Origin of the sequence: Candidatus Kaistella beijingensis, assembly GCF_020084865.1 — a bacterium.
In the GTDB taxonomy this organism is placed as follows: Bacteria; Bacteroidota; Bacteroidia; order Flavobacteriales; family Weeksellaceae; genus Kaistella; species Kaistella beijingensis.
This window is the reverse complement of sequence record NZ_CP071953.1, coordinates 981692-1003118: the sequence shown is the minus strand read 5'-3', so window position 1 is coordinate 1003118 and position 21427 is coordinate 981692. Positions and strand designations below refer to the sequence as shown.

At 37.1% G+C, this 21427-nt stretch carries 20 protein-coding genes; 7 read left to right on the top strand and 13 right to left on the bottom strand.

Features of this window, described 5'->3' with window-relative positions; genetic code table 11:
* The 6 genes from hisB to J4771_RS04640 all read left to right on the top strand — a co-directional run bounded on the left by hisB (position 1) and on the right by J4771_RS04640 (position 4277).
* Complete coding sequence (hisB, locus tag J4771_RS04665; RefSeq protein ID WP_224136917.1) at positions 1 to 1095, top strand: bifunctional histidinol-phosphatase/imidazoleglycerol-phosphate dehydratase HisB; 1095 nt, start codon at positions 1 to 3, stop codon at positions 1093 to 1095.
* The gene (gene hisH / locus J4771_RS04660) at positions 1092 to 1670 is read left to right on the top strand and encodes an imidazole glycerol phosphate synthase subunit HisH (RefSeq protein ID WP_224136914.1); all 579 of its coding nucleotides are present in this window, start codon (positions 1092 to 1094) and stop codon (positions 1668 to 1670) included. The genes hisB and hisH overlap by 4 nt, the downstream gene beginning before the upstream one ends.
* A 9-nt stretch (positions 1671 to 1679) precedes the next feature.
* Complete coding sequence (gene hisA, locus J4771_RS04655; protein WP_224136912.1) at positions 1680 to 2408, top strand: 1-(5-phosphoribosyl)-5-[(5-phosphoribosylamino)methylideneamino]imidazole-4-carboxamide isomerase; 729 nt, start codon at positions 1680 to 1682, stop codon at positions 2406 to 2408.
* Positions 2395 to 3147, top strand: coding sequence for an imidazole glycerol phosphate synthase subunit HisF (hisF, locus tag J4771_RS04650; protein ID WP_224136910.1), 753 nt, complete (start codon positions 2395 to 2397; stop codon positions 3145 to 3147). Before hisA ends, hisF begins: the two co-directional genes overlap by 14 nt.
* Positions 3148 to 3218: 71 nt before the next feature.
* Positions 3219 to 3806, top strand: a complete 588-nt coding sequence (gene hisIE, locus J4771_RS04645; protein ID WP_224136908.1) for a bifunctional phosphoribosyl-AMP cyclohydrolase/phosphoribosyl-ATP diphosphatase HisIE — start codon at positions 3219 to 3221, stop codon at positions 3804 to 3806.
* A 168-nt stretch (positions 3807 to 3974) separates the two neighbouring features.
* Positions 3975 to 4277, top strand: coding sequence for a hypothetical protein (locus J4771_RS04640; RefSeq protein ID WP_224136905.1), 303 nt, complete (start codon positions 3975 to 3977; stop codon positions 4275 to 4277).
* 17 nt (positions 4278 to 4294) lie between these two features.
* On the opposite strand, the gene J4771_RS04635 is transcribed toward J4771_RS04640, so the two are convergent.
* The 12 genes from J4771_RS04635 to J4771_RS04580 all read right to left on the bottom strand — a co-directional run bounded on the left by J4771_RS04635 (position 4295) and on the right by J4771_RS04580 (position 15914).
* Positions 4295 to 5470 carry a M28 family peptidase gene (locus J4771_RS04635; RefSeq protein WP_224136903.1) on the bottom strand — a complete coding sequence of 392 codons (1176 nt, stop codon included), beginning with the start codon at positions 5468 to 5470 and terminating at the stop codon, positions 4295 to 4297.
* An 83-nt stretch (positions 5471 to 5553) separates the two neighbouring features.
* Positions 5554 to 5898 (bottom strand): 50S ribosomal protein L20, encoded by a 345-nt coding sequence (rplT, locus tag J4771_RS04630; RefSeq protein WP_048498227.1) that lies wholly within the window; start codon positions 5896 to 5898, stop codon positions 5554 to 5556.
* Between the two features lie 120 nt (positions 5899 to 6018).
* A complete protein-coding gene (gene rpmI, locus J4771_RS04625) occupies positions 6019 to 6216 on the bottom strand; it encodes a 50S ribosomal protein L35 (RefSeq protein WP_048498226.1) in 198 nt (65 codons plus the stop codon).
* 176 nt (positions 6217 to 6392) lie between these two features.
* Positions 6393 to 6899, bottom strand: coding sequence for a translation initiation factor IF-3 (gene infC / locus J4771_RS04620; protein WP_224136901.1), 507 nt, complete (start codon positions 6897 to 6899; stop codon positions 6393 to 6395).
* Positions 6900 to 7078: 179 nt separating this feature from the next.
* Complete coding sequence (gene thrS, locus J4771_RS04615; protein WP_224136899.1) at positions 7079 to 9019, bottom strand: threonine--tRNA ligase; 1941 nt, start codon at positions 9017 to 9019, stop codon at positions 7079 to 7081.
* Positions 9020 to 9462: 443 nt separating this feature from the next.
* Positions 9463 to 9990: an SIMPL domain-containing protein gene (locus J4771_RS04610; protein WP_224136897.1), complete on the bottom strand. Its 528-nt coding sequence runs from the start codon at positions 9988 to 9990 to the stop codon at positions 9463 to 9465.
* 257 nt (positions 9991 to 10247) lie between these two features.
* Complete coding sequence (locus J4771_RS04605) at positions 10248 to 10559, bottom strand: hypothetical protein (RefSeq protein ID WP_224136895.1); 312 nt, start codon at positions 10557 to 10559, stop codon at positions 10248 to 10250.
* A 123-nt stretch (positions 10560 to 10682) separates the two neighbouring features.
* Positions 10683 to 10877, bottom strand: coding sequence for a hypothetical protein (locus J4771_RS04600; protein WP_224136893.1), 195 nt, complete (start codon positions 10875 to 10877; stop codon positions 10683 to 10685).
* A gap of 5 nt (positions 10878 to 10882) precedes the next feature.
* The gene (locus tag J4771_RS04595; protein WP_224136891.1) at positions 10883 to 11494 is read right to left on the bottom strand and encodes a DUF4230 domain-containing protein; all 612 of its coding nucleotides are present in this window, start codon (positions 11492 to 11494) and stop codon (positions 10883 to 10885) included.
* 1 nt (position 11495) lies between these two features.
* A complete protein-coding gene (locus J4771_RS04590) occupies positions 11496 to 12056 on the bottom strand; it encodes a TlpA family protein disulfide reductase (RefSeq protein WP_224136889.1) in 561 nt (186 codons plus the stop codon).
* A gap of 19 nt (positions 12057 to 12075) precedes the next feature.
* A complete protein-coding gene (locus J4771_RS04585) occupies positions 12076 to 12543 on the bottom strand; it encodes a pyrophosphohydrolase domain-containing protein (protein WP_224136887.1) in 468 nt (155 codons plus the stop codon).
* A gap of 173 nt (positions 12544 to 12716) precedes the next feature.
* Complete coding sequence (locus J4771_RS04580; protein ID WP_224136885.1) at positions 12717 to 15914, bottom strand: reprolysin-like metallopeptidase; 3198 nt, start codon at positions 15912 to 15914, stop codon at positions 12717 to 12719.
* A 512-nt stretch (positions 15915 to 16426) separates the two neighbouring features.
* Between J4771_RS04580 and J4771_RS04575 the strand changes: the two genes are divergently transcribed.
* A complete protein-coding gene (locus tag J4771_RS04575; RefSeq protein ID WP_224136883.1) occupies positions 16427 to 19957 on the top strand; it encodes a beta strand repeat-containing protein in 3531 nt (1176 codons plus the stop codon).
* A 259-nt stretch (positions 19958 to 20216) separates the two neighbouring features.
* On the opposite strand, the gene J4771_RS04570 is transcribed toward J4771_RS04575, so the two are convergent.
* Entirely contained in the window at positions 20217 to 21356 is a 1140-nt protein-coding gene (locus J4771_RS04570) for an acyl-CoA dehydrogenase family protein (RefSeq protein WP_224136881.1), read from the bottom strand.
* Between the last annotated feature and the right edge of the window lie 71 nt (positions 21357 to 21427).

Sequence of the window (21427 nt, the reverse complement as noted above, 5' to 3'; positions counted from 1 at the left end):
ATGAAAAAAGTATTATTTATAGACCGCGACGGAACTTTAATTCTGGAACCACCAACAGATTTTCAGGTGGATTCTTTAGAAAAACTGGAGTTTTATCCTGGAGTTTTTCAAAACCTTTCTAAAATCGTGAAAGAATTGGATTATGAATTGGTTATGGTTACCAATCAAGATGGTTTGGGAACGGAAAGTTTTCCTGAAGAAACTTTTTGGCCGGCACAAAATAAAATGCTGAAAGCCTTTGAAAATGAAGGAATTGTGTTCAGTGATATTTTAATTGACAGAAGTTTTGAACACGAAAATCTCCCAACAAGAAAACCCGGAACTGGAATGATGGGAAAATATATCCATGGAAAATATGATTTGGGAAATTCTTTCGTCATTGGAGACCGAAAAACAGACGTGCAACTTGCAGAAAATCTGGGAACAAAGTCAATTTTTATTTCAGGTGAAAATTTCGAAAAAGCGACTTTAACAACGAAATATTGGTTAGAAATTTATCAGTTTTTAAAACAGATTCCGCGAAAAGCAATAGTAAAAAGAACTACAAAGGAAACCGAAATCGAAATCGAAGTAAATCTTAATGGAAGCGGATTATCTGAAATTTCAACCGGACTTCATTTCTTTGACCATATGCTGGAACAGATTTCAAAACACGGAAATTTAGATTTAAAAATCAAAGTCAATGGCGATTTACATGTTGATGAACATCACACGGTTGAAGACACCGCAATCACTCTTGGAGAAGCCATTTTAAAAGCTTTGGGAAGCAAAAAAGGAATTGAAAGATATGGATTTTTGCTTCCCATGGATGAATGTTTGGCGCAGGTTGCGATTGATTTTGGCGGAAGACCTTGGTTGGTTTGGGATGCCGATTTCAAGCGTGAGAAAATTGGCGACGTTCCTACGGAAATGTTTTACCATTTTTTCAAGTCTTTCACGGATTCTGCAAAATGTAATTTGAATATCAAAGTGGTAGGCAATAATGAACATCACAAAATTGAATCCATTTTCAAAGCATTTGCAAAAGCAATTAAAATGGCTGTAAATCAGACTGATATCAACTTTAATCTTCCATCAACAAAAGGGACTTTATGATTGCAATTATAAAATACAACGCCGGTAATGTTCAATCCGTTCAAACTGCTTTGAAAAGATTGGGTGTGGAAAGCATTGTAACAGATAATTTTGATGAAATTCGAAATGCTGAAAAAGTAATTTTTCCAGGAGTTGGTGAAGCATCGTCAGCAATGAAATTTTTGCAGGAAAAGGGTTTGGATAAACTGATTCCGACTTTGACGCGACCTGTTTTGGGAATTTGTCTCGGCCAACAATTGATGTGCAATAACATTGAAGAAGGCGACACTGTTGGAATGAAAATTTTCGATGTGGATGTGAAACTTTTTCCGCCAAAAGATTTAGTTCCACATATGGGATGGAATTCTTTGAAAAATTTGAAAAATTCTTTATTTGAAGGAATTTCGGAAGAAGATGATGTGTATTTTGTCCATAGTTATTATTGTGAAATTTCAGAATTTACATCCGCAGTTTGTGATTATATTTTGCTTTTCAGTGCTGGTTTACAAAGAGATAATTTTTATTCGACACAATTTCATCCTGAAAAATCTGGAAGTGTGGGAGCAAAAATTTTACAGAATTTTTTAAATCTTTAAATCAAAAAAATGCGAATTATTCCAGCAATAGATATTATAGACGGAAAATGTGTCCGTCTTTCCAAAGGTGATTATGCCACCAAGAAAATCTACAACGAAAATCCTTTAGAAGTAGCCAAAGAATTTGAAGATTTTGGCATAAAATATCTGCATTTGGTGGATTTGGATGGTGCAAAAGCCAAGAATATTGTCAATCAAAAAGTTTTAGAAAGTATTGCTAAAAATACCAATATACAAATCGATTTTGGAGGTGGTATAAAATCTGAAAACGATGTAGCATTAGCCTTTAATTCTGGTGCAAAACAGATTACAGTAGGAAGCATTGCGGTTCAAAACCCTGAATTTTGTTATGGATTGATTGAAAAATTTGGTTCAGAAAAAATTATTTTGGGTGCTGATTGTCTGGATAGGAAAATTAAAACTTCGGGTTGGTTAAAAGACAGTGATTTGGATGTTCTGGATTTCATCAAAAAATATCAGGAAAAAGGAATCAAAAATGTGGTTTGCACCGATATTTCAAAAGATGGAATGTTGCAAGGACCATCAAATGAACTCTACAAAGAAATTTTAGAAAAAACTGATATTCAATTAATTGCAAGTGGCGGAATTTCAAATATAGAAGATTTAAAAAAAATGAAAGAAATCGGCTGTTTCGGAACCATTCTCGGAAAAGCGATTTATGAAGGCAAAATTAGTTTGGTTGAATTAAGAAATTTTATTGAAAATGTTGAAGAATAGAATCATTCCGTGTCTCGATATCAAAGATGGAACAACTGTAAAAGGCGTCAACTTTGTAGATTTAAAAGACGCCGGAAATCCAATAGAATTGGCGAAAAGATATGAAGATGAAGGTGCTGATGAACTGGTTTTTCTGGACATTACAGCAACAGTTGAAGAACGTAAAACTTTTGCAGAATTAGTAAAGAAAATTTCAGAAGTTTTGAGTATTCCTTTCACAGTTGGCGGTGGAATTTCAACGGTTGAAGACGTTCGAATTTTGTTGAATGCAGGAGCAGATAAAATAAGTGTGAATTCTTCGGCTGTTAAAAATCCAAATTTAATTAAAGAATTGACGGAAGAGTTTGGAAGTCAGTGTGTTGTGGTTGCGGTAGATACAAGATTTGTAGATGGAAAAGACATTGTTCACGTTAAAGGCGGAAGAGAAGCAACGGAAATCGAAACTTTGGATTGGGTAAAAAGAATAGTAGAATTGGGAGCCGGAGAAATTCTTTTAACTTCGATGGATGGTGACGGAACGAAAAACGGTTTCGATATTAGAATTACAAAAATGGTTTCTGATACCGTAAATATCCCCGTAATTGCTTCTGGAGGTGCCGGAAAAGAGGAAGATTTTGTAGAAGTTTTCAATGAAACAAAAGTAACTGCTGCTTTGGCTGCGAGTATATTTCACTTTGGGGAAATTCCGATTCCGCAATTGAAAAGTTATTTGAAGCAGAAAAATATTAATATTAGATAAAACTCTCTCTGATTTTACAAGTTAGGCAGGTCTAAAATTCTGAGAAAATCTGTGAGAAATTATAAAACATTATGAATATAGATTTTGAAAAAGTAAGCGGTTTGGTTCCTGTTATCATTCAGGATGACAGGACTTTGCAGGTTTTAATGTTGGGCTATATGAATGAAGAAGCCCTTGAAAAAACCCAAAAAGAAGGAAAAGTCACATTTTTCAGCCGAACCAAAAAGCGACTTTGGACAAAAGGTGAGGAAAGCGGAAATTTTCTATATGTTAAAGATTTAAAAATCGATTGTGATAATGATACGATTTTGATTAAAGTTGTTCCAACCAATGTCGTTTGTCACAAAGAAACTTTTAGTTGTTTTGGCGAAAAAGAAAATAAAGGATTTCTGTATCAATTAGAAGAAAAAATTTCACAGAGAATTGATGAGAGTGATGAAAATTCTTACACCAATCAACTCTACAAACGCGGCATCAACAAAGTAGCACAAAAAGTAGGAGAGGAAGCCGTAGAATTGGTGTTAGAAGCTAAAGACAACAATGAAGATTTATTTAAAAATGAAGCGGCGGATTTGCTTTACCATTTTTTAATTTTATTGAAAACCAAAAATTTCAAACTTCAGGATATTGAAGAAGTTTTGATTTCGAGAATGAAATAGAATGCTTAGGTACGTAATTATTCTAATAACTTATATGAAATTAATTTATCCTTTTGCACTTTTTGCTTTTCAGACTTTTCAGCCTAAACACAACACGATTTATTGCTGTCCCAAAGAATTTACCACACTCAGGTTTCAAGCGCCACAAGTGTAGGAACTTTAAATAATATGAAAAACAGTGCAGAAAATAGCGAAAGATCAAAAATGAGATCGCTTAATGAAAGCTTTGAGCTAAATTATGCCAGAAAAGAAAGGCTTGAATCAAAACTCAAAAAATTGAATGAACAAAAAATCTCCCTGGAGAATAAATTAAGTAGTTCACCAGAGAAAAATAGCTCAACCTTTAATCAAAAACTGACACAAATTGCAACATCAATTGCTGAAATCAATGAGAAGCTCATCCAAAATGAAAAAGAACTGGAAGCTCTTCAAAAGCAATACAGAGAACAAATAATAAATAATCCCGCGTAAAAACACTCGGGATTATTTTATTTATTGATGATGATTTTTCTGGTGGTGGTTTGTCCTTCAACATTAAGTGTTCCGAAATACATTCCCGGTGATAGTTTAGAGACGTCGATCTTCCTGCTATTTTCAGATTTTAATAGTTGTTTGCCGTTCATATCAGTAATAGAAAAAGTGTAATCTCGTAAGTTGTTGTTCAACATTTCGATATTAATAAAATCTTTGGTTGGATTTGGATAAATTTTTAGGGATTCAAACATTTTTTCAGGAGGGCAATCTACAAGTGCAAGATTTTGAGTGCTTGCAACGGCAAAATGCTGTGTAGCTCCTAAAGCGGCTTTAGCGACATTATAAACATAAACAGGATCCATATTCGCATAAGTGTCGTTTGCGGTGTGTGGATAATTGCTCACATTGTACTCATAAAAACCGGTAATTATTTCATTGTTGGCTTGAAAAGGCATATAATCCGAAGCATAGGCATAGGAAAGATTCGTTTGCAGAGGCGAATAAAGTGTCACACAATTCATTAATTCCTGTGTGACTTGATTAGATGCTGCATTATTTGTAGAAGGGGAATTATTAGTATCTCTTTCGCAAGTGATGGTGTTGTTTATCTGTCCCGCAATTCCTCCTACTTCATCGATATTAAAGACCAGTTTGATGTTCATTTTCGGATTGGTAGAATTCACCACAGTGTTTACGTAGTTTTGGCTTCCCAAAAGTCCCTGTTCTTCACCACTGAAGTTGATGAACTTGATGGAGTAATCCGTGGGTACATCTTTCAAAATTCTGGCCATCTCCAGAATTATTGAAGTTCCGCTCCCATTATCATTTACGCCGGGACCAGCGATGGTGTCGTAATGTCCGCAAACAATTACATAGGTATTTGGATAAAGTGTGCCGGTTTTAGTAAGGATTAGATTCTTGGTGGAATTTCCACCGTAGTTAAAAGCATTTTCAGAAATCTGCGCCGCGGAATAACCAAAAGAAAGATATTTGTTTTTCAGCCAGTTGAAAGCATTGTTGTTGTTTGTACTTCCGGTACTTTTCACTCCGAAACTTGCAAATTCAGTAAGATAGGTGTTGATGTTGTTCTGTGTAATTTGATTTACGCGGTTTTGGTATGCTGCAGTAAAGGTCTGCGCTTGAAAACCAAATGACCAACAAACTGATGAAATGAGGAGTAATTTTTTCATTTTATATAAAGTTGCCCAAATTTAATTAAAAAATCCTGAACTTCATTGTTCAGGATTTAATATTGATAACAAAAAATTTTACATTATTTTACTTGATCTACAACCGCTTTGAACGCTTCAGGATGATTCATCGCTAAATCTGCTAAAACTTTTCTGTTCAATTCGATGTTGTTCTTTTTTAGAGCGCCCATAAATTGGGAATAAGACATTCCGTGTTCTCTGGTTCCTGCGTTGATACGCGTGATCCAAAGCGATCTGAAATTTCTTTTCTTCTCTTTTCTTCCGCGGTAAGCGTATTGCATCGCTTTTTCCACGGCGTTTTTAGCTACGGTCCAAACATTTTTTCTTCTACCGAAAAAACCTTTAGCCTGCTTCATTACTTTTTTTCTGCGAGCTCTAGAAGCTACTGCATTTACTGATCTTGGCATAATTTAAATTGTTTTTTTTGAATTGTGCGATGTTTGTTTCAACATTCTTTGGAGCCCCAATTCAGGGTTAAAATTTCTGAATTTTTTTGAATTCTTATAAACCGAAATGATTTATAAAAACTACTTGATTGCTAATTGACGCAAAACGCTTTTCTCGTCCACAGTTGCAACGTAGGAAGTCTGCGTAAGATTTCTCTTCTGCTTGGTTTCTTTCTTTGTCAAGATGTGGCTTTTGTAAGCATTTTTTCTTTTAATTTTACCGGTTCCGGTAAGCTTAAAACGCTTTTTAGCACCTGATTTCGTTTTTAATTTTGACATTTTTTTTGCTTTTATATCTTGTTATCAATGAGTTTGCAAAAGTACAATTTTTTTTTGGAATATATAAATATTACCCATTTATTACTATCATTACAAAAAGAGATTCCTTGCGAAATCTCTTTTACAGTTTGTACCAAATAGTTTAATTTTTATTAATTTAAAATTGCTAAACTGCACTATTTCGCCGCCTTCTTCGGGCTCATCATCATAATCATCCGCTTTCCTTCGAGTTTTGGCAACTGGTCAACTTTTCCTACATGTTCCAGTTCCTGCGCCAATTTCAAAAGAAGAATTTCCCCTTGATCTTTGAAAATGATAGAACGTCCTTTGAAGAAAACATACGTTTTCAGCTTGGAACCTTCTTCCAAGAATTTTTCAGCGTGTTTCTTTTTGAATTCGTAATCGTGCTCGTCGGTTTGTGGACCGAAACGAATTTCTTTTACGACTACTTTTACCTGTTTTGCCTTTAGTTCTTTCTGCTTCTTTTTTTGTTCGTAAAGAAACTTCTTGTAATCTAAAATCCGGCAAATATAAGGTTCCGACTTATCGGAAATTACCACCAAATCTAATTCCTGGTCTCTTGCAATTTCCTGTGCTTTCGCGAGCGGATAAACTCCCGGTTCTACATTGTCTCCTACCAAACGAACTTCTTTTGCCCTAATTTTTTCATTAATTTGGTGCAAATCTTCCTGAACGCGTCTTTGTGGACCTCTTCCTCTGTAGTTAAATTTCTGTGCTATGGGTTTATATTTTTATTGGTTAATTAAATGCGATCGGCTGTCTGCAATCTGCTTTCAGCTTTGTGATTGCGAACGAAGTGAAACTCATTTCGTTCAAACAATTCTTAATTTTATTTTTTTTCTCAATTCGCCGAAAGCTGATTACTGATCGCCGAATGCTTTGCAAAGTAATTGATGAAATCTTCCACGCTCATCGCTCCTAAATCGCCTTCGCCTCTTCTTCTTACAGAAACAGTTCCATTGGCTTCCTCGTTTTCACCTACAATCAGCATGAATGGCAATTTCTTGATTTCTGCGTCACGGATTTTCTTTCCGGTCTTCTCGTTTCGTTCATCAATTAAGCCGCTAATATCGTGATTTTCTAATAATTGTGAAACTTTTTTTGCATAATCCACATATTTTTCACTAATCGGCAAAATGATAAACTGATCCGGAGCCAACCAAAGTGGAAAATCTCCCGCCGTATTTTCTAGTAAAATAGCGATGAAACGCTCCATAGAACCGAATGGCGCTCTGTGAATCATCACCGGTCTGTGTTTTTCGTTATCGTTCCCGGTGTACCACAAATCGAATCTTTCCGGTAAATTGTAATCTACCTGAATGGTTCCCAATTGCCAACTTCTTCCAAGTGCATCTTTTACCATGAAATCGAGTTTCGGACCGTAGAAAGCGGCTTCACCATATTCAACCACCGTTTTCAAACCTTTCTTTTCAGCGGCTTGAATGATGGCATCTTCTGCTTTTTTCCAGTTCTCATCAGAACCGATATATTTGTCTTTGTTTTCCGGATCTCTCAAAGAAATTTGAGTCACAAAATCTTCAAATCCTAATGATTTAAAGACATAAAGCGTCAAATCAATCACGTTTTCAAACTCTGCCAAAAGTTGGTCGGGAGTACAGAAAATATGCGCATCGTCTTGAGTAAATCCGCGAACTCTAGTCAAACCGTGAAGTTCACCTGATTGTTCGTATCTGTAAACCGTTCCGAATTCTGCGAAACGTTTAGGCAAATCTTTGTAAGACCATTGTCCGACTTTGTAGATTTCGCAGTGATGAGGACAGTTCATTGGTTTTAACATAAATTCCTCACCTTCGTTCGGAGTTTTAATCGGTTGAAAACTATCTGCTCCATATTTATCCCAATGTCCTGAAGTTACGTACAAATCTTTTGCGCCAATATGCGGCGACATCACGAATTCGTAACCTGATTTTTTCTGTGCTTCGGAAAGGAACTTTTCTAATTTTTTTCTCAAAGCCGTTCCTTTCGGTAACCAAAGTGGCAAACCTGCACCCACTTTTTCAGAGAAAGCGAAAATCCCCAATTCTTTGCCAAGTTTTCTGTGGTCGCGGCGTTTTGCTTCTTCGAGTCTTTCTAAATATTCGGTTAAATCTTTCTGTTTTGGGAAAGATATCCCGTAAACTCGTGTTAACTGTTTGTTTTTTTCGTCGCCTCTCCAATAAGCTCCCGCGGCGTTTAAAATTTTTACCGCTTTCACAATTCCTGTGGACGGAATGTGACCGCCTCGACATAAATCGGTGAAATTATCGTGAGTACAGAAAGTGATTTCACCATCGTTGAGGTTGGAAATCAATTCTGTTTTGTATTCGTTTCCTTCGTATTCTTTTAATGCATCGGCTTTTGAAACTGCGTAAAGATTAAAAGATGCGTCTTTCTTCGCATTTTCCAACATTTTCTTTTCGATTTTCTCGAAATCTTTTTCGCTTAAAGATTCGTCACCGAAATCTACGTCGTAATAAAAACCACTTTCAATTGCAGGACCGATCGTCAATTTAGCGTTTGGATAAAATTCCATAATAGCCTGCGCCAAAAGGTGAGCCGATGAATGCCAAAATGCTCTTTTTCCCAAATCATCGTTCCACGTAAGAAGCTGAATAGTAGAATCCGTTGTGATTGGTGTAGAAATTTCGGTCTGCGTTCCGTTTACAACTGCAGATATCGTGTTTCTCGCTAAACCTTCACTTATTGATTTGGCTACTTCAAGCGGAGTGACCGGGTTTTCAAATTCTTTAATGCTTCCGTCGGGAAGAGTGATTTTAATCATTTTGACCTAAAAATTATAAGTGGCAAAAATACGGATTTTTTGTGAAACTGTGTTTTCGAGGGAGTTTTTTTTAATCCGAAAGAAATACTTGAAATTTTGGCTAAAGCCAAATTGAGTTCTGCTGTTAAAACGGGTTAAAACTTGTTTCTATTGATATTTTGATACTGCTACCAAAAAAACCTAAAAAAGTGAAAATTTTTCTCTCGCAGATTTTGTAGATGGCGCAGAATTTTTTCAAAAGAAGAACTGAAAAGACTTCTAGCCTCGATTGACTCTCTGATTTGTAAATTTTCAATGGTAATGGAAAGCGGGACTGCCCTTCAAACAAATCTCAAAACTTGATGCTTCTAAAAAAAATGAGATTGCTTCGGTTCGCTCGCAATGACAAAAAACCCTCCCAACAAAAGTGCTGAAAGGGTCGCGAAAAATTATGAAAACTATTTTTAGAAAGTGTCTCTATTTCCCATGGAATCCATATCGGAAGTCATCCCACGGTTGGTTAGGCTGTAAGTTCTTGTATCTTCCGTGAAATATAAATCGTTTTTTGCCTTGTTGATGATTCTTGCGCGTTCATCGGCGGTGAGATTGTTATCGGGAGAAACAAATTCTTCGTTATTGTAGCGGTCTTTGGTGAAATCGGTCACATTCACTGCGCCTTGTTCGTTCATGATGTCTCTCGCTTCTTCGGCTCTTTCTAAATCATCGGTGTAAACAGTTACCATGTTACTTTTTGTTCCTGCGTAGCTGTATTTTTGTTTTTCAGTCTCATCGTCGCCGAAAAGCCAATTCCAAAAACCTGTGGTTTTTTCGTCCTCTTCATAATCATATTCTGCATCAGTTTCGTGGCTGCCGGAAGTGGAGTAGCGCGAAACTCTGTAATCTTCCTTGGCAAATCCTGCATTATCTAATTTGTTTGAAGCTTTATCTGCATCCTCGTTGGTTGGGAACATTCCCACAATTGTGTAAGACATAATGTTAAATTTTTAAGTGTTAATATTTTGTGATTTGATAGTTGAAGTTGATCAAAAATGATGACAAAAGGAATGCATCGTATAAAATTTAGAACTATTTAACATAATACTTTTTATTCAAGTGCTGTCTTAACGATTGTTTAACAGCATATTATCTGAATCTGAAATTTTTTTGGATTTTATATTTTACGTTTTCTGAGAATGATCCATTGCGATAGGTTGCTGGTGATATTCCAAAAGATTATTCTGAATTTCATTTACAATTTTTTTGAAAATCGTAGTTTTTCAACTTTAATAATTTGTTGGGAAAACTGATGTTTCATTTTGATAGAAACCGCTCCAATTCTAGACAAAATATTTCTTGCTTTGAAGGCACGATTTAAATTCTTTGTAAAAACGGTCACATAATTTTTATCGATGTGATGGTCTTCAACCAAAGATTCGGGTTGAAGGTGTGCGTTTTGCTTATAACCAAGAAATTCTTTACGATAACCTGCAGCATGGAGTAGTGATGAAGCCGAATTCGCCTCGCTTTCAGTGGCGAAAATAGCTTGGATTTTATAATTCATAATTTTTGTAACAGGACTTTAAAACTTGTTATGTAAGTCATACTACAACGATAATCATGCATTTCAAAGCGTTTTGCAGAGTTTGTGATTAGTTTAACATTTAATAAAAAAAAGGCGAAAAAATTAATTTTCGCTTTTCTCTGTATTGTCGGTTTTTCCGTCATCATGAAGTTTAGAGGTTTCTTTAATTTCCTTTTTCGCCATTTTCTCCGAATGTATTTTTTCTGATGAGGCGGGAATGTTTGGGAAATCCTGATTTTCCTTTTTTATTTCTGCTTCTTTGGTTTTGGTTTGATGTTTCTGCTTATCCATAATCATTTTGTTTAAAGTTTTGAAGTGTCGATTTGACCGGTTTGGTCTTCAATTTTGTAGTTCAAAGCCTTTGCCAAAACAAATATATTATTGAGATTTTCTAAAAGTTGCTTTCTTCCCTCATTTCTTAAACGGTCCTGGTTTACCGTTTTGTAAGCGTTATCTTTCGCATTCTGAGTGATTTTTTTGAAATCGTTTTCATTAAAACGGTCGAAAAAAGAATCGTCCATCGACTGAATTTCCACGCTTGGCGTAATTTTGATGTCTGCATTTGGAAGTTCTTTAATGATGAGTTTTTTATTAACTGAATCCACATCGAGTTTCATTTTATTTAAATCATAAGAAACTTGTGCGTTGGTTTTGGTGAAGGTGATGAGTTCTTTCTCCATATTGGGAAGCATTCCGCCGAGAAGTTGGGAAGTCACTTTCGTTTTTTGCATGCTCGAAAAATCCTGTTCCATCACGACCATTTTGTTCATCTTTTTGATTTGGTTGGTGATGATGTAGAAGTCGTTTTGGATTTTGTCATCTGCTTTTTTGGTGATGGCGTTCCAAATAAAAAACAGGAGCAACATTGCAGCAGCTCCTAAAATGAACGGTAGTATTTTCTGTTGATTTTTCAATTTATTTAAATAAATCTTTGATGGATGAATTGTCTTTTTTAATGATTTCCAAAAGGTCTTTTTCTACATAAAAAGTTTTCGGCGTTTCTACAATTCTACCAATTTCTTTGCCATATTTTTGAACGATGATGGTTGGAACTCTCTGAATATTGTAAATCCCTTCTTCACCACTTGGTGATTCTTTTTTTCTATTTACGGCAATGATATTCAATTTTTGTTCCGGATATTTTAAAGTTTCCAAAAGCTTCATCAATCTGGGAACTTCGTGGTGGCTGTCTTCGCACCAAGTTCCCATCACCAAAGTTATATTATAGGAGTTTAATTTTTCTTTTTTCAATTGGGCAACTGTTGCCTCATCAAGTGTATATTGGTCGTGTTCTTTCGTGTACCAACTGCTGTATGGCTCCTTTAAAAGTTGGCTTTTAGTTTGAGTTCCCAAAAGCATTTTTCCGTCATTCGTAGTGTCTACTTCTCGGTTTACGACTACTTTCTGTGCTTCACAAGATTGTGCCACAAGAAGAATTGTTGCGGCAGCAAAAAGAGATTTTATTATTTTTTTCATTGCTTAAATTTAAAATAAATTAATTTTCTAAGATGGTTTTTAGATCAGCAGGAGAGTAGTATTTGTTCTTCAAAACCTTGTTGTCGGAAGTTCGGTGAACATTGATTTTGTCGCCCGAAACCTCGGAATAAGCATCTTGACCTTTTTCTTTATAGAATTCAATGGTTTCATCCGCTTCCTGTTGTGTTGAACATGCTTTCGACATATTCGAACGTTGAACTTCATTGAACAGTTCCACAAATTTTTCGCCCAAACCAAATTCCAAAACTGCTCCGCTTAAAACGTATTGCAAATCGCATAAAGCATCCGCAATTTCTACAATGTCGTTATCTGCAATGGCTTGTTGGAGTTCGTTTAATTCTTCCTGTAAAAGTGAAACACGCAGATCGCATCTTTCTTTCGACGGGATTTGCGGAGTATCTAAAATTGGGGCATTAAAGGTTCTGTGAAATTCTGCAACCTGATTCAGCGAATCTATTTTTTCCATTAAAATTTAAATTTAAGCAAATATAGAAAAAATGAAACTTTCCTGTACTTAAAAGAAACGAGTAATCTACCCACGCCTTTACCAAAGTTGAAGAAACCGCTTCAGAGTGGTGTAATGAAAAAACCGCCTCAAAAATTAATTTGGGGCGGTCTTAAAATAATTAATAGTACATGTTATTCTTTGATGAATTTTTTAGAAACATTCCCAACCTTGATGAGGTAGACTCCTTTTGGAAGAGCGTTTACACTTACTGTATTATCAGAAATTTTTCCGCTGCTGATTTTTTTTCCGCTCAAATCGTAGATGCTGAACTCGGAAGAATCTGCATTAGTAATATTCAATGTACTTCCTTTAACAGGATTCGGGTAGATTGAAAGTTCTCTCGTTGGATTAACAATTGCCGCGTTTTCTTTTGCCGTTGACATAATGTTTACGGTGTAATCTTCAACTTGTCCGTAAGTGTAAGTTCCACATGGTGAAGTTGGAGCAGTGCTGTATTTCATCATCACTCTCATCCTTGTTGCACCTAAAGTTGCGGTTGCAGGGATAGTAATTGAACCTGTAACAGGGGTTGTTGTTGAACCTGTTTTAGTCCAAACTTTTTCGCCTGAATCTGTGAAAACTCCGTTTCCGTTGTAATCGATATAGACAGAGTACGCTTCATTGTATTTAGATGCTGTCCAAGTCGGAGTAATCGAAATTGCGTAAGCTGTTCCTCGCGTTACGTTTGTAGAAATTGCAGTAAAGTTTTCGTAACCTGCAGCTCCAGTAGATGAATTGTTGATGGTTCCGAATTTTACGTTTCCAATTCTTTCGTCATTGGTATTCGTTGCAGCCGCAGTACAGTAAGTCACAGAATTTGCTAAAGTTGTTACTGAAACAGTGTTGCTTGCTGCTGAAACATTTCCTGCTGCATCTTTCGCCTTTACAGAGAAAGAATAAGTTGTTGAAGCAGAAAGTCCTGAAACTGCATAAGAAGTTGAGGTTGTAGCACCCAATAAAGTTGCTCCTTGATATACGTCATAACCTGTAACACCAACATTGTCGGTTGCTCCACTCCAAGAAAGGTTGGTTGAACTTGAGGTTGTTCCTGAAGCAGCCAAAGTTGGTGCTGTTGGAGCAGTTGTATCAGAAACAGGAGCTAGAGTTGTTACGGAAACCGCATTACTTGCTGCCGAAATATTACCTGCTGCATCTTTCGCTTTTACTGTGAAAGAATAGGTTGTAGAAGCAGAAAGTCCTGAAACTGCATAAGAAGCCGAAGAAGTAGAAACCAATAAAGCTGCTCCTTGGTATACGTCATAACCTATAATACCCACATTGTCGGTTGCGCCACTCCAAGAAAGATTGGTTGAAGTTTGCGTAGTTCCTGATGCGGAAAGTGTAGGTGCAGTTGGAGCAACGGTGTCTGAAGTTCCCGCGGTAACGGTAATGTTTGCTTTGTTTACGTTAAAGAAAACGTGATTGCTTCCTTTCACCATAATTCTTCCTGTGGAAGTCGCTGCATTTGGAATCACTACATTTTGTGAACCGTCATTTGGAGTTGCGGCTAAAAGTGTTGTCCAAGAATTTCCACTATCGGTTGACCAAAGAATATCAACATTGGCAGCGTTCACGCCGTTTGCAGTTGTACCTGCAACGTTCCAAGTCACTGCTTGTGAAGTTCCTCCTGTGTAAGTGGTTGCAGCAGATTGAGAGGTTACGGTAAAAGGTCCTGCAGTTGCATTTACGGTGATTACCGCATCATCAGAATTATTTCCGGAACCGCCTGCTCTGTTATCACGAACAGTATATCTGAAATTTAAAGTTCTTGCTACAGAAGAAAGTGCTTCAACGGTGATTTCCTGACCTGCAGTTGTTGTAGCTCCCGCTAAGACAGATTGCATTCTTGGGAAATATCTTGTTGGTGAAGCGGTTGCCGTCCAGGATCTGAAGTTAGGACCTGAGGTTTTTGTAGCACTTGCCGCAGAACTTGCTCCCGTTTGTGAAGTTGAAGCAACATCCATTTCTTCCCAAATATGGGTTAATGCGTCTCCATTTGCATCAGAAGCAGTTCCTGTTAACATAAATGGTGTGCTTTTCGGAATCGTATAGTCTGAACCTGCGTTTGCGGTTGGGATTGAGTTTCCTGTAGGTGTATTTACAGAGCAGGTTTTTGATTTCACATTATTCGTAATCTGCTGAATGGAAATCGCATGAAAAAGTGCATCAGAATGCGCTTGAATATCTTGCGATGTAATTCCTGCATAACCCATAATTGTTGAGCCAGAACCAGGTTCCATATTTGCACCTGTACTTTCATTGTTCATAGAAAAAGTGTGGTTTCCACCGAATTGATGACCCATTTCGTGGGCAACATAATCGATATCGAAATTGTCACCGGATGGAATATTGTCTGCAGGTGAAGTGATTCCTGAACCTTTTGATCCATTTACACAGATACAGCCGATGCAACCTGCATTTCCACCACCACCGGAAGCTCCGAATAAATGTCCGATGTCGTAATTTGCTTCACCAATTACAGATGTCAACGTTGACTGTAATTGAGAATTCCAACTGCTCATCGAAGAAGCCGCAGAATAAGGGTCGGTTGAAGCATTGGTGTAAATTACCGCGTCATTGTTCGCAATAAGAACCATTCTTACAGAGAAGTCTTTTTCGAAAACACCATTTACTCTCGTCATAGTATTGTTCATCGCCGCCAAAGCTTGCGCTTTTGTTCCGCCAAAATATACTGCATATTCCCCCGTACAAGAAAGGGCAAGTCTGAAGGTTCTCAAAAGACCATCATCTGCATTAGGTCTTGCTGTAATAGTTGTTCCTAATTGAGTTTTTACGTCGTCAATGGTTGTACATTCAAATTTATTTAGGTTGTCTTTCTTGTCAGATTTTTTGTAAACCACATAAGTTGAAGCGTCAGTGGTATAAGGTTCTATGAAAACTGCGGAATTGTCTGCATTGATTTCCATGGATGATAAACCCAAAGGAGAAACACTAAAATAAACTACCTTAGAAGGATCATCTAAACTTTGCCCAACATACGATTTGATGTCGGAATATTTCGCGGCTAAAACAGGATCAAAATTGGAGTGCTCAGAGACTTTGAAATTCTCCATTTTTCCATCTGCGGAAGGAAAAGAAATAATTTTTTCAGATTTTTGATTAACTGAAAGTTTCTGAGGAGCTCCCTTTAGTTGCTGTTTTAAGCCTTGAATGTCTAATTCAAAAAGTTTAGGTGTAGTAATGGAAGTTTTATTTCCAATTACTTGTGAACCTGCTTTTTTAGAAGCTTGAGTCCATAAAGAACCGGTTTGTCCGTAGGAAAAACCGGCAACTGCTACGAAAGCGAGCGACAATAGTTTTGTTTTCATAGATTAACTTTAATTTTTAAATTGTTAATTTCGTTAAAGAAAACCAAATGTATAATTTTTTTTAAAACGAAAATAAAAAAAAATTAAAAAAAATGTTATGATTTGCATAAACTGTTGAATTAAATATAAAATTGGTAGTTCTCATCTATTTTAAGAGGTTGATTAATTATTAGTTCGTAAGAATTTTATTGCCGATTTTTTGTTAAGAATTTTTTCTTGACTACCTAGGATTATCCCACCCACATTAAGGATTTTGATCTCGATATATAAAAAAGAATTCCTAATTAATTAGAAAGGGTTGAGGTTTATCATGTTTAATTTGAATATTTCATAAAATAGTGAGCCAATTCCTTGTTAAATTCTAAATATCTTTAATATCGGGTTTCTTATTTTATCAAATTCGCAATGTTCATAAAATTTGAATATATTAAATTTAAATTTTTTATTTAGAATTTATCATATTGACCAGAAATTATAGTAAATTTGTTTTTTTATTTAAAAACCTTTATACTATGAAGAAAATTTTCTTATGGTGTACCTTACTACTTACATCGTGGCTTGGTGCACAAACAATTTTAATTGATCCATCTGCGGGCGGAGGCTTTGAAAGTGGAACAACACTTTTAAGCAACGGATGGTCATCAGTAGTTCCAACTGCTGATATTTGGGTGGTAGGAGCTGCTCCAGCTCCAACAAGTGCAAATTGTGGATACATCTCCAATGACAATGGAACATCTTGGATTTATTCACAGTTATCTACTTACTCTCACTTATACAGAGATGTTACGGTTCCGGCAGGCGAATTGAAAGGAAAGTTAACTTTTGATTGGAAAGTAGGAGGAGAAGGTAGCACAACTTCTGACTGGGACAATTTAAAAATCTTTTTGGTTCCAGTTACTACTACACCTCTTTCTACGGCAGCCGTATCCACAACTGGTGGTATGCAGCTTTCTGGTGCAGGTGCTGTTAGTGGGATGTACAAGCTAAGTTCTACCACTTGGAATTCAGAGACCATTAATTTTGCGTTCCCTTCTTCGGGATCATGGAGAATAGTCTTCTCATGGAAATCTGATGTTTCAACAATAGCCAATCCACCAGCAGCGATTGATAATGTTTCATTAACTTCAAATGTTCCAGGCAATTTCACTTCGGTGGCGACAGGAAACTGGGGTACAGCCGCTACTTGGGATGCCAATGCTGTTCCAACAGCTGCAGATAATGTCACTGTAGATACTGGTCATACGGTAACCATTGATGCTGCATCGCAGGCTGCGAACAACCTCACAGTAAAAGGAACATTAAATTACGGCACAACTCCAGCTTCATTTGCAGTAAACAACGACCTCAACGTAAATTCCGGTGGTTTGGTTAGTGTTTTCAACGGTACAACCGGAAAAACATTGACTGTGAAGGGAAACATCGTGAATGATGGTGCAATGGATATTTCAGTGGGAGCAACCAGCGCAGGAAACCTTACCTTAAATGGTAGTAATGTACAAACTGTTTCTGGTTCGGGAACCTTCACAAACGGTAATATAAGGAATTTGACTTTTTCCAATACCAATACTTCAATTCCAAATATCAATTGGTCAATGAATGTTGCAATTGCGTACAACTTAAGCATGACCGGAGCAAGAGTAAATCTAGGAACAAGTAAAGTGACATTCGGTTATAATGCAGCAGGGAACACGCTTACTGCACCAAGTGGAACCGGTTTCTTACCAGGAGGAAAGTTTTCTAGATATTGGACAGCAACAGCTACTGGAACAGCAGTAACCGCTGGAGTTGACCCAACAAATACGACAAGTAGATACCCTTTTGTAAATAATTCAGGAAGGGATAGGTCAATGTACATTACGAGAACAAACGCAACTGGAGCTGCAGCTGGCGAACTTGCAGCTGTTTACACTGATGCGAATACAATGACAACCGGATTGAATATCACCGATGGAAGTTATACCATTACTGACCGATACGACGGAAACTGGAAAGTATCCAATGAGGGAACTTCAGTGAACGCATCTTCATATACCGTGGTATTACTTGCTCCAGGTGCTTATCAGGCAGCTAACGGAAATTCCCGAGTGATGGCAGCAAATGCAGCACTTAGTGGCACTCATCAAAATGGAACCACAACTCCGGGCGCTCAGCGAATCACAGTATCACAAACAGATTTATTGAGTGGACCACTTTATATAGGAGTTAATACTGCAGATACTTCATTTGTAAGTATTGCAAGCGGAAACTGGAACGATCCAACTACCTGGAATAAAGGAGTACTGCCTTCTTGCACCGATGGTATCGTTATTGCAAGTCCGCATAATGTAACAGTGAATTCTGCTGCGAATGTTTCTAAAAATATTACGATCGCTAATGGTGGAACTTTAACAGTTGCATCAGGAGATTTAACAGTGGGCTGTACATTAAACAATAATTTCCTTACCAATAATGGAACTTTAACCGTTTCTGGAGGAACATTAAATGTGAATGGTAACATTGCAAATACAGCGACTTCCGTATTTAACCAATCTGGTGGGGATATTAAAATAGACGGAAACGCAGCTGGTGCTGTAGCATCTTCTGTAGCATCAGGTACTCCACTATTTAGCAGTGCTTCAACAAATATCAATCTTACAGGTGGAACATTAACAATTGTTGACCCTCATACTGCAACAACAAATAGTAGTGCATATGCTGTTTATTACAATTTTGGTTCTAACTCACCAAACTCTATTGCTACCTCACCAAATCATACCATCAAGTTTGGCGATGGAATATCAACGGATGGTGGTGGAAACACAAGTGGTTTTTATGTTAATACTTGGAATGGCACTGGGTTTTTAAATTTTGGAAATATAATCGTTGATGGTCCATCAGGAACAAATCGTGGTGTAGTGTCGCAATATCAACTTGCAGCTACTGGAAATGTGGATATAAATTCTGGCGGAACTTTGACAGTAGCAAATACTTTTCTTGGTGGAAACTTAAATGTAAATACAGGAGGAAAATTTGTTAGTACCTCCGGATTGGCAACAGGAATTGTGACTGCAAGTTCAGCTTCAACTCTTACTACAGCTCCTGCTACTTCATCACAAACAATTAGCAATAATGGTACTTTGGGTAATTTGGCAACTGCACCTACAGCTAACTTAAATAATTTTACTGTAAATAATACGAGTACAGGTGGGGTTACTTTGAATTCGCCAGTATCAGTTGGGGGAACTTTAACACTTAACGCAGGAAAAGTAAATACCACTTCAACCAATTTGCTAACTTTAGGTACTGCAACTTTAGCAGGAACTTTAGCTGGAGGTTCAGACGCTTCTTATATCAACGGACCATTTGCCAGAACAATTGCAAGCGGAAATGCCAATACAAACTTCATTTTGTTCCCAGTAGGAAAAGCAGCTTATGCACCTGTTTCTTTAGCACCAACTACCACGGCGGTTGCAAATATGAAAGCGGAAGCTTTTGACAGCAATTCTGGTAGCGCAGGTTCAATGGTTCAAGCGGGAACTGTATCCACATCTAGAAGATGGGAAGCATTCTTAGTTTCTGGTACAATGACGGATATCCAATTAAGAATTGCAGATTCCGGAATTCAAAGTGACCACGTTCCTGCTCAAGCACCTTCTGCGAATGGAGCTTATGATCTAGTCTTTGGTAAAACAGCTACTTACACCGCTGCAACTGCCACAATGCCGAATTCTTTACAGACCGCAACAGCACTTGCAGCTGCTGATTATACAGGTTATTTATCTTATGCAAAATTGGATTCAACATTATCTGTTTCTGGCGATTATGCAGCAAATAAACTGGTAAAAGTTTATCCTAATCCATTTGGAGAGGTCATCAACATTACTAATATTAAGGATCTGAATATGATTTCAGTTGCGGACGCTTCAGGAAGAATTGTGAAAGTAATCAGAAACGCAGGTTCACTTTCCAATATCAACCTTGGAGAATTGAAATCTGGTGTTTATGTTTTGAAACTTGATTACAATACCGGATCAACCAAATCTGTGAAAGTAATTAAGAAATAATATTTAACATGATAACCAAAGAGGCAGCCATTTATTTAAAGTGGTTGCCTTTTTTTTCGTAAAACTCCTGATTGATAACTAATTTACTCTCTGAAAATAAAAATATGCGCGATGCTTTGCCGTTGGATTCCACCCAATCACGTAGCAGTTTGAGTTAATTTATAAAACGAATACCACCTTACTTGTTAGCCAAAATTCTAAAACAAAACAAAAAACACCGAAGATTTCCGGTGTTTTAAATAACATTTTTATGTTTATATTACTTTGAAATTTCTCTTCCGATTACCAATCTCTGGATCTCCGAAGTTCCTTCGCCAATGGTACAAAGTTTTGAATCTCTATAGAATTTTTCCACCGGAAAATCTTTGGTATAACCATAACCTCCGAAAACCTGAACGGCATTGTTGGCAATCCTTACACAAGCTTCAGAAGCGTACAATTTTGCCATAGCTCCCTCTTTGGTCATCGGTCTTTTTGCATTTTTCAAAGTTGAAGCTCTTTGGATTAGTAATTCAGCAGCATCGATTTCGGTCGCCATATCTGCAAGCATAAAGTTAATCGCTTGGAATTGGTTGATTGGTCGCCCGAACTGTTGTCTTTCCAAAGAATATTTTAAAGCAGCTTTGTAAGCACCTCTCGCTATTCCTAAACTTAAAGCTGCGATAGAAATTCTTCCGCCATCCAATATTTTCATTGCCTGTTTGAAACCTTCGCCAACTTCGCCGAGTCTGTTTGCATCAGGAACCCTTACGTTATCGAAAATTAATTCTGCGGTTTCCGAAGCGCGCATTCCCAATTTGTTCTCTTTTTTTCCTGAAGAAAATCCTGGCATTCCTTTTTCAAGTACAAAGGCCGTAGAATTATTTCTAGCTCCCTTTTCGCCTGTTCTTGTCATTACTACGGCAATATCTCCCGAAATTGCGTGGGTGATGAAATTTTTAGCTCCGTTCAAAATCCAGTCATCACCATCTTTTACAGCGGTTGTGCTCATTCCGCCCGAATCTGATCCGGTGTTGTGCTCAGTGAGTCCCCATGCTCCGATTACTTTTCCGGAAGCGAGTTGAGGCAGCCATTTATGACGTTGCACCTCATTTCCAAACTCATAGATATGATTGGTACAAAGTGAATTGTGTGCCGCAACAGAAAGTCCGATTGATGGATCAACCTGAGAAATTTCGTCCAAAATGGCAACATATTCGTGGTAACCTAAACCAGAACCGCCGTATTCTTCAGGAATTACAATTCCCATGAAACCCATTTCGCCAAGTTGGTGAAAAAGCTCAACGGGAAAAGTTTGGCTTTCATCCCATTCCATAATGTGTGGACGAATATTTTTTTCTGCAAAATCACGTGCAGTTTCAGCAATCATATTGATGTTGTGTAGAGTATCGCTATTCATAAATTTTATTTGTTTTCAAAGATAATTAAAATGTAGAAGTCTAAAAATATTTTTTGTGTTGAATTTTTCCA